Source organism: Clostridium sp. CS1-1 (assembly GCF_056135525.1).
On sequence record NZ_CM148680.1, the window covers coordinates 236,637 to 249,896 of the forward strand.

The 13,260-nt window shown below is 32.5% G+C and carries 12 protein-coding genes, 1 tRNA gene and 2 riboswitches; of the genes, 12 read left to right on the forward strand and 1 reads right to left on the reverse strand.

What is annotated here, in order from left to right:
• The first annotated feature begins 31 nt into the window (after positions 1-31).
• Together nth and AC0N0V_RS01155 are read left to right on the forward strand one after the other, a co-directional pair.
• Positions 32-655, forward strand: coding sequence for an endonuclease III (gene nth, locus AC0N0V_RS01150; RefSeq protein ID WP_474461711.1), 624 nt, complete (start codon positions 32-34; stop codon positions 653-655).
• 223 nt (positions 656-878) lie between these two features.
• A complete protein-coding gene (locus tag AC0N0V_RS01155; protein ID WP_474461712.1) occupies positions 879-2,051 on the forward strand; it encodes an NAD(P)-dependent malic enzyme in 1,173 nt (390 codons plus the stop codon).
• Between the two features lie 209 nt (positions 2,052-2,260).
• Here the strand turns inward: AC0N0V_RS01155 and AC0N0V_RS01160 are convergent, their stop codons facing one another.
• Positions 2,261-3,496 carry a competence/damage-inducible protein A gene (locus AC0N0V_RS01160; protein WP_474461714.1) on the reverse strand — a complete coding sequence of 412 codons (1,236 nt, stop codon included), beginning with the start codon at positions 3,494-3,496 and terminating at the stop codon, positions 2,261-2,263.
• A gap of 206 nt (positions 3,497-3,702) precedes the next feature.
• Here AC0N0V_RS01160 and AC0N0V_RS01165 point away from each other — a divergent pair, with 206 nt between their 5' ends.
• The 10 genes from AC0N0V_RS01165 (at position 3,703) to AC0N0V_RS01210 (ending at position 13,170) form a co-directional block, all read left to right on the forward strand.
• Entirely contained in the window at positions 3,703-4,845 is a 1,143-nt protein-coding gene (locus AC0N0V_RS01165) for a VanW family protein (RefSeq protein WP_474461715.1), read from the forward strand.
• Positions 4,846-4,966: 121 nt separating this feature from the next.
• Positions 4,967-6,340: a VanW family protein gene (locus AC0N0V_RS01170; protein ID WP_474461716.1), complete on the forward strand. Its 1,374-nt coding sequence runs from the start codon at positions 4,967-4,969 to the stop codon at positions 6,338-6,340.
• A gap of 183 nt (positions 6,341-6,523) precedes the next feature.
• Positions 6,524-6,608, forward strand: a tRNA-Leu gene (locus AC0N0V_RS01175).
• A 127-nt stretch (positions 6,609-6,735) separates the two neighbouring features.
• A complete protein-coding gene (locus AC0N0V_RS01180) occupies positions 6,736-7,686 on the forward strand; it encodes an N-acetylmuramoyl-L-alanine amidase family protein (RefSeq protein ID WP_474461717.1) in 951 nt (316 codons plus the stop codon).
• 128 nt (positions 7,687-7,814) lie between these two features.
• The gene (locus AC0N0V_RS01185) at positions 7,815-8,282 is read left to right on the forward strand and encodes a tRNA (cytidine(34)-2'-O)-methyltransferase (protein WP_474461718.1); all 468 of its coding nucleotides are present in this window, start codon (positions 7,815-7,817) and stop codon (positions 8,280-8,282) included.
• 13 nt (positions 8,283-8,295) lie between these two features.
• Positions 8,296-9,132, forward strand: a complete 837-nt coding sequence (locus tag AC0N0V_RS01190) for a DegV family protein (protein WP_474461719.1) — start codon at positions 8,296-8,298, stop codon at positions 9,130-9,132.
• Between the two features lie 479 nt (positions 9,133-9,611).
• A riboswitch (glycine riboswitch) is annotated at positions 9,612-9,796 on the forward strand.
• 3 nt (positions 9,797-9,799) lie between these two features.
• Positions 9,800-9,852: riboswitch (glycine riboswitch) on the forward strand.
• 89 nt (positions 9,853-9,941) lie between these two features.
• Complete coding sequence (locus AC0N0V_RS01195; RefSeq protein WP_474461720.1) at positions 9,942-10,319, forward strand: GrdX family protein; 378 nt, start codon at positions 9,942-9,944, stop codon at positions 10,317-10,319.
• Between the two features lie 176 nt (positions 10,320-10,495).
• Positions 10,496-11,416: a thioredoxin-disulfide reductase gene (gene trxB, locus AC0N0V_RS01200; RefSeq protein WP_474461721.1), complete on the forward strand. Its 921-nt coding sequence runs from the start codon at positions 10,496-10,498 to the stop codon at positions 11,414-11,416.
• Between the two features lie 13 nt (positions 11,417-11,429).
• Positions 11,430-11,762 carry a thioredoxin family protein gene (locus AC0N0V_RS01205; protein WP_474461722.1) on the forward strand — a complete coding sequence of 111 codons (333 nt, stop codon included), beginning with the start codon at positions 11,430-11,432 and terminating at the stop codon, positions 11,760-11,762.
• 121 nt (positions 11,763-11,883) lie between these two features.
• Positions 11,884-13,170, forward strand: coding sequence for a glycine/sarcosine/betaine reductase component B subunit (locus AC0N0V_RS01210; protein WP_474461723.1), 1,287 nt, complete (start codon positions 11,884-11,886; stop codon positions 13,168-13,170).
• Positions 13,171-13,260 lie beyond the last annotated feature (90 nt).

The following is a 13,260-nucleotide window of genomic DNA, read 5'->3' on the forward strand; positions in this document are numbered from 1 at the left end:
AAAGCAGGTGATAATGTTGGATAAAGAAAATATGAAAGAGGTATTAAGGATATTAAGTGAAACTTATCCGGAGGCAAAATGTGCTCTTAATTTTAATTCACCTTATGAATTATTAGTTTCTACTATATTATCAGCTCAATGTACAGATGTAAGAGTCAATCAGGTCACAGAGCAGTTATATAAAAACTATAATACTCCAGAAAAAATGCTGAGTCTTACAGAGGAAGAGTTAGGAGAAAAAATTAAAAGTTGTGGATTTTACAAAAATAAAAGTAAAAATATATTGGGGACCACTAGGACCATAATAGAAGAGCATGATGGGAAGGTTCCAGATACTATGGAAGAGCTTATAAAACTTCCTGGCGTAGGAAGAAAAACAGCGAATGTGGTACTCTCAAATGCTTTTGGAATACCAGCTATTGCTGTGGATACTCATGTTTTTAGAGTGTCAAATAGAATAGGTATTTCTAAAGGAAATACACCAGATGCAGTAGAGAAAGGACTTATGGAGAATGTGCCTAGGGATATGTGGAGTGATGTTCATCATTATCTGATATGGCATGGAAGACAAATATGTAAGGCAAGAAAGCCTAATTGTGAAATATGTCCTGTAGCGCCATACTGCGAATATTTTAATAATGTAGTTGAGGAGTAGCATTCAATAATAAAACACTCCTGTGATGCTGTAATCAGAGCGACAGATTAGTACCCCAGGAATCATAACTAAAGCTATTAAAACTAAAAGCACTGTTTATAGTTCTGGGAGTGTTGAAAAGAGAAGGTTATCCCCAAACATACGAAAAACTTACTGAATATGTGGACAAAACTTAAAAAGATTGTGGATTAAATTTAGTTTTTTATATAGGAGGAATTTTTAGATGAACGTTAAAGAAGAGGCATTAAAAATACATAAAGAGAATAAAGGGAAGCTAGAGATTAAAAGTAAAATTGAATTAAAAACGAGAGAGGATTTATCTATAGCATACACACCTGGAGTAGCAGAACCTTGTCTTAAAATAGCTGAAGATAAAAATGCTATTTATGATTATACGATTAAAGGTAATACAGTAGCTGTAGTTACAAATGGTACTGCAGTTCTTGGACTTGGGGACATTGGTGCTGGTGCAGGGCTTCCTGTTATGGAAGGAAAAGCTTTGCTGTTTAAAGAGTTTGGTGGGATAGATGCATTTCCTATATGTATAGATAGCAAAAATCCAGATGAAATAATCAAGACTGTAAAAATGATATCACCTACTTTTGGTGGAATAAACTTAGAAGACATAAAGGCGCCAGAATGCTTTTATATAGAAGAAACTCTAAAAAGAGAATTGGATATTCCAGTTTTTCATGATGATCAACATGGAACAGCTATTGTAGTACTTGCAGGTCTTTATAATGGACTAAGACTTTTAGACAAAAATATTCAAGAGGTTAATATTGTAATAAATGGAGCAGGATCAGCCGGAATTGCAATATGTAAGCTACTACTTAAGGCAGGCGCAAAGAACATAGTAATGTGTGATAAAAATGGTGCATTAGTAGAGGGTGATAAAGATTTAAATGAAGCTCAGCAAAGTATTGCAAAGCTAACGAATAGAAATAAGGAAAGAGGGACTCTAAAAGAAATAATTAAGAATAAAAACGTATTTATAGGAGTTTCAGCAGCAGGGGCACTTACAAAAGAAATGGCTCAGTCAATGAATAATGATAGCATAGTATTTGCTATGGCAAATCCTGTGCCGGAAATAATGCCAGACATCGCAAAAGAAGCAGGTGTAAGAGTAATTGGAACTGGGCGTTCGGATTTTCCAAATCAAATAAATAATGTTTTAGTGTTCCCAGGTATATTTAAAGGGGCGTTAGAAGTAAGGTCTAAGGTTATTAATGATGAGATGAAACTTGCTGCAGCGAGGGGAATAGCTAACCTAATTACTGATGAAGAATTAAAAGAAGATTACATAATACCGGATGTTTTTGATAAAAGAGTATGCAGTTCTGTGGCAGAAGAGGTTAAGAGGATTGCGAGAGAAATGGGAGTGGCAAGAGTTTAATTACGGGCTTAGTTGGTTAATAGTTAATAATGGACAGTTGACAGTTAAGGAAGTTTTTCCTCCTTACGTCGGAAAATAATTAATTTCTCTGACACTTGTTTCACTTGTGATGAAACATTGTAGGTTAAATTAGAGCAAGCTCTAATTTAACCTAGTTTACCGAAGAAAAACCAACCTTAACTGCCCAATGTCCACTTAACTAAAGTCAATTATTTAATCAATTCTCTTCTAAGCCAATCGAGTGCAGTTATAGTAGTCCTTCTCCTTATTCTATCCCTATCTCCTGAAAGTTCAAGTTTTTTAACTTGAACAATTCCATTTATATAGAGCCCTATGTACACAAGTCCTACAGGCTTTTCAATAGTTCCACCACCTGGTCCTGCGATACCGGTAGTAGATAAACCTATGTTTGTGCCAGAGGTTTTAGCAATACCTTCTGCCATCTCTCTTGCGGTTTCCTCACTTACAGCCCCGAATTTTTCTAATGTTTCTTTTTTTACATTTAGACGATTCATTTTTGCATCGTTGCTATAGGTAACGGCTCCTTCCATAAAAGTGGAGGAAATACCAGGATAGTTAACGAGTTTTGATGCTATTAGCCCACCAGTGCAGGATTCTGCTGTGGATATTGTTAGGTTTTTTGATATAAGAAGATTTCCTATAACCTCTTCAAGCGAAGTCTCATCTTCACCATATATGTTTTCACCTAATCTATCTCGAATTTGTTTTTCTATGGGAACTATAAGTCTAGAAGCTTCTTCTTCAGTTTTAGCCTTAGCAGTAAGCCTCAAGGTAACCTCCCATTCCTTTGCGTATGGAGCAACTGTAGGGTTAACGCTTTCATTTATAATGTCAGAAATTTGCTCGGCCATAACGCCTTCGCCAATACCACAAATCCTTAATATCTTAGATTTTAAAATCTCATCACTATACTTTCTTAGAAATGGGACTACATAGTTTTCAAACATAGGCTTCATCTCTCTTGGAGGTCCAGGTAAAACTATGAGAATTTTTTCGTTTTCCACTATGGCACAACCAGGAGCAGTGCCATGATCATTTGGAAGGATAGTCGATCCTTCAGGAAAATAAGCTTGTTTTAAGTTATTTCCTTCTAGTTCGCCTCTACCATTTCTAATAAAATATGAATTAAGTTTATCTAGAGTAACTTGGTCCAGTACCATCTTCTTGTTAAAATATTCAGCACCTGTTTCTTTAGTAAGGTCATCAGGAGTAGGCCCTAGGCCACCTGTAGTAATTACTAAGTTAGCCCTACTAAAGATGTCTTTAAATTCATTCTTTAATCTTTCCGCATTATCGCCAACTACAGATTGGTGATACACAGAAAAACCAAGGTCTGCTAGTCGTTTTGATAAGTATTGACCGTTTGTATTTACAATATCTCCAAGTAAAATTTCTGTACCAACACATAAAATTTCAGCCTTCATTTATATACCTCCAGCGATTTAAAATTAAGAATTAAAGTTATATATTTTAAATTATACACTATATTTACGCCAATGCTTAATTTAGTCTTATTTGTCTATTATATTTGTTTATTTTAGCAAATATAATAAATAAGTAATCAATAAATACAAAAGTGAGTAACACTGTAGTATAATAACATTGGGGAAAAGCAAAGGGGGATTTTCAAATGGAGTTAGAAAAAAAGGTTAATACCTCTAAGAATGGCCTTATAGGAATAGTTATAATTTCAGTTTTACTATTAAGTTCGGCTTGTGGTTACATAACGTATCATTATCAGGACATAAAATATTGGAATAATTTAATTTATCCAGGGGTAACGGTAGATGGTATAAATTTATCGGGAAAAACTAAAGCCGAAGCTTTAGCTGTAATCAGAGGAATTTCTGCTGAACGAGTGTCTAAAGGAAAAATTAACGTTATTGAAGGTGAAAATAATTATACTTTAGGTTATTCTGAACTAAATCTAAAGTTCGATATAGATTCAGCTGTTAATCAAGCTTATGCTTATGGGAAAAACTTGAATTTATTCCATAAGTATATCTTATTAAAAAAGCCAAACTACATAAACTATAAACTAACCTTCTCTTATAATAGAGAACCTGTAAAGAATTTAATAAAAACTATTGAAAGTGACGTGAACATCGCTCCTAGAGATGCCACTTTAGAAGTTGCAGGAAATGGTTTCAATGTAGTATCAGAAAAGATCGGTAGGAGGGTTCAACGAGATAGAATTGAGAAAGAGATTTTAACTGAATTGAATAAGGGTGTAAGTAGTGATGTTCAGGTAAGCGTGCCTACAGAAACATTTGAACCTAGAATCAAAGCAGACATGATAAAGGGTATTAATTCAAGAATTGGAGGGTTTACTACAAACTTTGGAGCTATATCCTCACCACAAAGGTCTAATAATATAATTATATCAACTAAGAGTATTAATGGAAAAATATTGATGCCAGGGGATGTGTTTAGCTTCAATGATATTGTAGGTGAAAGAACTTCAGAAAGAGGGTACGAGGCTGCGCCGGTGATTGTAGATAACAGGTTAGAGTCAGGGCTTGGTGGAGGAATTTGTCAGGTATCTTCTACACTATATAATGCGGTATATAATTCTGGTATGACATCATTGGAAAGAACTCACCATACACTTCCAGTTCATTATGTACCAGAGGGAATGGATGCCACTGTAGACTATGGAAATATTGATTATAAGTTCAAGAATACGCTGGAATATCCGGTATACATACAGGCATACACTGCAGGTGGAAATGTTGTTTTTAACTTGTATTCTAATTCAGCTGCTAGAAATTAATTTGAATAAGTTTTGTTTTATAGTATAATAGCTAGGTAAAAGATAAAATTATGTCGGATAAAGTTATGCTTAACATGGTTTTTGTTGTAGCAAACGAAGGATAAGTAAAGAGGTGATGTTGGTGGCAAGGAAGAAGAGAGCTAAGAAGAAAAAGTTACCCTTGGGAATTATAATAGCTGTTGTAATAATAGTAAGTAGTTCTTTTGGAGTAATATTCCATCAGTATAGCACTGTAAAACAGTGGAACAACTTAATATACCCTGGAGTTAAAATTGAAGGCGAAAACTTATCTGGAAAAACTAAGGATGAGGCGAAAAAGATTATAGAACAAGGACATGGTGCTACTGTAATAAAAAAGAAAATGAATATAGTTACACCAGATAAAACATATACTATAGATTATTCTAAACTAAATCCTAAACATAATGTTGATGAAGTTATAAATCAAGCTTTTGAATATGGAAAAAGTTTAAATTTGTTTTCTAAATACAGATTAATAAAAAAAGGTGGAGAAAAACAATTCGAACTAAACTTTGCCTATGATACAAAGCAAATAGATAGTATATTAGATACTATTGAAAAGGATGTAAAAAAGGATCCTATAAATGCAAAAATGAAAGGATATGGAGGAAATTTCGAAGCCGTATCGGAACAAAATGGTAGAAAGCTTGAGAAAGATAAATTAAGAAAAGAAATAACTTCTAAGATTAATGGAGATAAAGGACCAGATGTAACCATTAATGCACCTATTGAAGTGGTTACGGCCAGAATCACTGCAGAAAAGTTATTCTCTATAGATTCCAGAATTGCAACATTCACTACCAATTACGGGTCTATATCATCGCCAGAAAGAGCGAATAATATAATATTAGCAACAAGAAGTATCAATGGTACAATATTATTGCCTGGAGATGTATTTAGCTTTAATGATGTGGTTGGGGAAAGAACTGCTGGAAAAGGATATCAATCAGCTCCAGTTATTATAGGAAACCAAGTTGATTCAGGTTTAGGTGGAGGAATATGTCAGGTATCTACAACATTATATAATGCAATACTTAGATCTAATATTAATTCTGTAGCAAGGGCACATCATACGCTTCCGTCTCATTATGTGCCTTTAGGTTTGGATGCCACAGTTGATTATGGTAATCTAGACTATAAGTTTAAAAATACTCTAGATTATCCAATGTATATAGAAGGTAGTACTTCAGGGGGAAATGTTATCTTTAATATATATTCTAATAGTTCTCTGAAAGGTATAGTAACTGAAATTAGCTCAGAAGTATATGAAACTATACAGCCAGGAGTAAAATATGTGGATGATCCTACTTTGCCTATTGGACAAACACAACAAGTGCAAGCACCGTCTACTGGTTTTAAAGTTAAAGTTACAAAAAAGGTTATTCAAAACGGGAAAGTTATTAGTCAAGATGTTGTTGCAAATGACTTCTATAAGCCTGTTGATGCTATTATAAAAAAAGGAACGAAAAGTTAAAGAGAAATAGGGAATTAGGAATTTTAATAGTTTCTAATTCTCTATTTTAATTTTATCCGATGACTATCCAATCTAATACTCCATCTGGTTGGAGTTTCACTTTATACTAGTAGAAATATTATATAGATATATTCATTATGTTGGAATAATATGATATAATATACTTGTAAAATTATTACAGATGCGGGTATGGCGGAATTGGCAGACGCGTTAGATTCAGGTTCTAATGGGTAATACCGTGCAGGTTCAAATCCTGTTACCCGCACCATAAATTTAGTTAGGATTTGAGAAAAAGATATTTGTTTAAGCATCTAAAGAAAAATCAAAATAGAGAGGATTTTAATATGAGGATTGTTAACAGGAAAAGATTTACGCTTTCTTGTATTTTTTTTACTATGCTAATGTCAATATTTGGAAAAGGATTCGTGTCGGTAGAGGGTAGAAGTATTCTTAGGGAATCTTCGTTACCTGTGATTAAGGCCTCAGGAAAAAATAATAAATTAGAGGATAATAAAGATAAGTTAAATGAAAATAGCAAATATATTATAGTTCTAGACTCAGGGCATGGTGGAGTTGATAAGGGAGCAAGCTATGGAACTATGAATGAAAAAGATTTGACACTTAAAGTTGTAAAATATGTAGAAGAGTATTTAAAGAATAAAGGATATACTGTAATTTTAACAAGGAATACTGATGTACTTATTCCGTTAAAGGAAATAGGTGCTAAGGCAAATTCTAGTAGGGCTGATGTTTTTATTTCAGTACATATTAATTCGATTAGTGATCCTAACTATAAAGGGATTAGTACTTATTTTTATGATCCTGATGGATATCAGAGAGAACAAAGGATAGAACTGGCTAGAGTCATGCAGAATAAGATTTTAAAAAGTGATAAGTGGGAAGATAGAGGAATAAGGAGGCAAAATCTTGCTGTTCTTAGATACAGCAAAATGCCAAGTGCGCTAGTTGAGTGTGGTTATATTACAAGTAAAGAGGATAGGGACAAGTTATCTAAGGATGAAACATTAAAGAGTATAGGTGAAAGTATTTCAAATGGAGTTATAGAATACTTGAGCAATAAAGATAGTTATGGGTATGATGAACATAATAAAGAGAGCACTTCTTATATAGATGAAGTAAGTTCTAGTGAAAAAGATTTAATTAAACAAGATAACAAAAATAATGGCGTTAAGAAAAGTGACCAAGGCGACATATCCAACAAAATAAACAAAAATACTCAAAAAACTGATATAAAAAGTAAAAGTACAGTTAAATCAGAAACTAAGGTAGAGAAATCTTTAAAATCTAATACTAGTAAAGTTAATGTTAATGAAGTAAAACACTAAACAGTATTTGCAAACTCTTTACTATTAAGGTATTATATAATAATATATTTGATGAAATCTTTTTGAAGAGATTTTGAGTTCTCCTTATATTTTACAAGGAGAATTGCTTAGGATAAGGAGGAATTAATTTGAATTTAAATATAGTATTGTTTCAACCAGAAATACCTCAGAATACAGGAAATATAGCTAGGACCTGTGTGCTAACAAATTCTAAATTACACTTAATAAAACCATTAGGATTTAGCTTAGATGAAAAACAAGTAAGAAGGGCAGGGCTTGACTACTGGAAGCACTTAGATCTTACTGTATATGAATCCTACGAAGAACTTAGAGAAAAGTATAGCAGCTCTACGTTTTATTTTTCAACTACTCATGCCGGTAATTTTTACCATGAGGTTCAATTTAAGCAAGGTGATTTCATAGTGTTTGGAAGAGAATCATCAGGTCTTCCTGATAGAATAAGAGAAAGTGACCCTGAAAGATGTATTAAAGTACCTATGATAGAGACTAGTGCCCGTTCCTTAAATTTATCTAATACGGTATCGATAGTAGCATATGAAGCCTTAAGACAAATGGATTTCCCGAGGATGAAGTAGGAAAGGTGAGGTAATGGAAAAAATAAAGGTAATTACTGATAGTACCGCAGATCTGCCAGAATACATATTAAAAAAGTATGATATAGAAGTACTTCCTCTTTTAGTAAGTTTTGATGAGGAAACTTATAGAGATGGAGTAGATATAGACACCCATACATTACTGGAAAAAATGAGTAGTTTGGATGTGTTTCCTAAAACCACACAAGTAACACCGTCGAGATTTATAGAATGTTATAAAAAGTACATAGATCAAGGTTATAAGATAATTTCAATACACCTTTCCTCAAAGATGAGTGGTACTTATCAATCAGCATGTATAGCTAAAGAAACTCTTGAAAGTGATGAAATTGTTGTGATAGATAGTCTAAATGTAACATCCGGACTAGGACTTTTAGTAATAAAAGCGGCAAAATTAAAGGAAAGCGGACTTTCAATAGATATTATTAAGGAAGAGCTTCTTACAATAATACCGCATATAAAAAGCGCAATTGTTTTCAATAGTTTGGATAATTTAGTTAAGGGTGGAAGATTGTCTAAAACAGCTGGGGTTATTGGGAGTTTATTGAGTATAAGGCCTATACTTACAGTAGATAATGGTGAAATGGTAGTTATGGATAAGGTTAGAGGAAGTAAAAAAGCTGTAAGAACTATTTTAGACTATGTTTATAAAAAAGGAATAAAGAGTGAGGAAGAAACTATTCTGCTTGAAATAGAAAGCAAGGATGTTGATATATTAAGAGGGGAATTAAAGGCTAATGGAAGTTCGTTTATAGACTGTCAAGTAGGTTGCGTTGTAGGAGTACACGCTGGACCTGATGCTACTGGAGTATTTTTTATAGAGAATTTTTAATACTTAACAATAATTTATTTGATAGAAAAGCGCCATAAATATTATTAAACTCCGATAATATTTATGGCGCTTTTCTTATTTATAATAAAAACTATATATATAAATTGATGATTATAACAATTTGTTAACAAAATAGTGTTAATAAATTGTAACAAATGTTAACAAACTATTGTTAACAAATTATCAAAATTGCATTTCGAGCAAATATATTAATAAGTTCAAAAAATAAGGGTAAAAATGCATTTATTTGACGAATTAAGTCATTTGATTAAATATTTTGTATAATAAACGAAATAAATAGTCGAAATATATCCATTTAAAGTAATTAGTACAAGAAAATGTAACTAAGTATTAGTAAAATGAATAATATGTATCAAAAAACACAATACTAAATATCTTTTAAAAATATAGAATTTTTTGTATTAGTAATATATAATAGTAATTGTAAACAGTAACATTAAAAAAGTTAATAAGTTTGGATGAAATTTTCGGGAGATTAAGTAGAATTGTTAACAAAGTTTTGCGCAATTTATTACTTAGCTATAGATCTAAATGTGAATTTAATATCTAGATATATAGCATCCTTAAGTGGATAGCCGAAGGAAGAAATATTATTTTTGCGAAATAATATGAAGCTCTCAGGCAAAAGGACCGAAAATGGACAAGTCTCTGGAAAGCTTATGCACCGAAGGAGTAAAACTCTCAGGTTAATAGACAGAGGTAAAAGCGAAAAAGCCTTTACCTCTGTTTTTTTGTTTATCTAATTGCCAATTGATGGATTGGTAATAATCCTATAAAGGAGATTGAGTATGATAGAACCAATAATAGTTGTAACAAATAATCCACTTAGCAAAGAAAATTTAAGTAATAAATATGTAACTGAATTTATAGGCGGGTCTACTATTGAAGTTTTTAAAAAAGTAAGAGACTATATTCATAATGGACACAAGCTACTTACTCATCCTTTAATGAGTAGTATAAAACCAAATGAGACTCCGTATAGAACAGTCATCATATCAAAAAATAAAGAAAATACTGTAGATATGGATTCCTTAAAGTATATAGAAGAAGGAATATATGCAACTGAAAAGTTTACAACAAAATTTGGGATTCCAAATTGGAATGAAAATGTTTTAGAGGATTTTCAGTTAATAGATTATGATTTGATTTATCATGCATTATACTAATATATTTTATATAATAACTAGACTTTGTATCTAGGATTGGATATATACTACATATCCATAATTGCAAGGTTTATAAACATCTAGTAAAATAGGGGTTAATCATAAGGGCTTATTATCCTAAACTGGTGATTCTCACTAGTAATGATTTAATTAATAATATTTAGGAGGTAATAACAATGTCACACATTTATGACACAATAATAATTGGTGGTGGACCAGCTGGATTATCAGCAGGACTTTACGGTGCTAGATCAAGAATGGATACTCTAATTATTGAGAAAGCAAAATTTGGTGGACAAGCAACAACTACAGATGAACTAGAAAATTATCCTGGTTCAATTGAAGAATGTACAGGATCAACATTAAGTGAAAGAATGAGAAAGCAAGCAGAAGAATTTGGAACTAAGTTTGCTGTTGATGATATTATTGAAGTTGAACTTGAGGGAGATATTAAAACTGTAAAAGGTAGAAAAGACTCATATCAAGCAAAAACTATAATAATAGCTACTGGAGCTAACCCAAGGCTTGGAGGATTTGAAAATGAAGTAGAATTAAGAGCGAAGGGAGTTTCATATTGTGCAACTTGTGATGCAGACTTCTTTACTGAGCTAGATGTTGCTGTTATTGGTGGAGGGGATTCAGCTATAACTGAAGCTATATACCTTACAAAATTTGCAGAACATGTAACTGTAGTACATAGAAGAGATTCATTAAGAGCAGCGAAATCTTTACAAGAAAAAGCTTTTGCAAATCCAAAGATAAGCTTTATCTGGAACTCAGTAATTGAGAAAGCTATTGGAGATGAGATATTAGAAGGTCTTGTAATAAGAAATAGAGAAACAGGAGAAACTAGTGATTTAAAGGTTGATGGATGTTTCGTATTTGTAGGATATGATCCAATAACTCAATTATTTGCTGATAAATTAGAGTTAGAAGATGGTTATATTGTAACTGATGAAGACATGAGAACAAACATACCTGGAGTATTTGCAGCAGGAGATGTTAGAAAGAAAACATTAAGACAGGTAATAACAGCAGCGGCAGACGGAGCTATAGCTGCAACTGTTGCTGAGCATTATATAGAAAATCATAAATAAGGAGGGTCTATAAATGATAGAATTAAATAAGGAAAATTTTGATGCAGAGGTTGTAAACTATACTGAGAAGCCAGTATTCGTAGATTTCTGGGGAGATAAGTGTGAAATATGTAAACAGCTTATGCCAGGAGTACACGACCTTGAAGGAAAATATGGCGATAAAATAAAGTTTGCTAGTTTAAATACAAGCACAGCTAGAAGACTTGCTATATCACAAAAAGTTCTTGGATTACCAACAATGATAATCTACAAAAATGGAGAGAAAGCAAGTTCAATAACTGCTGACAAAATCGCTACATTAGATGATATAGAAGGCTTTATAAAAGCTTACTATGAAACTCTATAATTTAAAAGTTATCAATTAAAATTAATAATAAATAATCACTCAAAACCCTAAAAAATAGTTTGATATTGATTGAGAGTTAAAAACTTAACTCTCAATCGGAATAAATTTGGAGGTGAACACTTTGCGTTTAGAATTAGGAAAAATTTATGTAAAGGACATTCAATTTGGAGCTGAAACAAAGGTTGAAAATGGAGTTCTTTATGTAAATAAAGAAGAGTTATTAGAAGCAGTTGGTGGAGACGAAAAGATTCAAAGCATAGACTTTGAAATTGCAAAGCCAGGCGAGGAAACAAGAATAATCCCTGTAAAAGATGTCATAGAACCAAGAGTTAAAGTTGAAGGAAAGGGTGGAATATTCCCAGGATTCATCAGCAAAGTTGATATGGTTGGTGCAGGAAGAACTCATGTATTAAAGGGAGCTGCTGTAGTTACTACAGGTAAAATAGTTGGTTTCCAAGAAGGTATCATAGACATGAGCGGAGAAGGCGCTAAATACACTCCATTCTCAAAGACAAATAACTTAGTAATTATTTGTGAACCAAAAGAAGGCGTTAAACAACATGAGCATGAAGAAGCTGTAAGAATGGTTGGATTCAAAGCTGCTACATACCTTGGAGAAGCTGGAAGAAATGTTGAACCAGATGAAATTAAAGCTTATGAAACATTACCAATATTAGATCAAGTTAAACAATATCCTGATCTTCCAAAGGTAGTATATGTGTACATGCTTCAAACTCAAGGACTTTTACATGACACATATGTATATGGAGTAGATGCTAAGAAAATTATACCAACATTCTTATATCCAACAGAAGTATTTGATGGAGCAGTAGTAAGCGGAAACTGTGTTTCAGCTTGTGATAAAAACCCAAGCTATGTTCATATGAATCACCCAGTAATTGAGGATCTATATGAAAGACATGGAAAAGACTTCAACTTCTTAGGTTGTGTAATTACAAACGAAAATGTTTATCTTGCAGATAAAGAAAGATCATCAAACATGACTGCTAAGTTAGTTGAATACTTAGGAGCTGATGCAGTAATAATATCAGAAGAAGGATTTGGTAATCCAGATGCTGACCTAGTTATGAACTGCAACAAGATTACTGACAAGGGAATTAAAACTGTATTAATTACAGATGAATATGCTGGACAAGATGGAGCTTCACAATCACTTGCAGACTCAACACCAAAAGGTGATGCAGTAGTTACTGGTGGAAATGCTAATGAAGTTGTTATACTTCCAGTTATGAAAAAGATAATAGGTCACGTAGAAGCTGCTGATATAATAGCAGGTGGACACGTAGGAAGTTTAAGAGAAGATGGTACTATAGAAGCTGAAATCCAGGTTATAACTGGAGCAACAAGTGAAGTAGGATTTAACTACTTAACAGCTAAAGGATACTAAAATCACCTTAAATAGACTGAATATTAAAGTAAAATTATCACTTATCATAAAATAAGTAATTTTATGTAATAGTTAATTTTATCGATATTA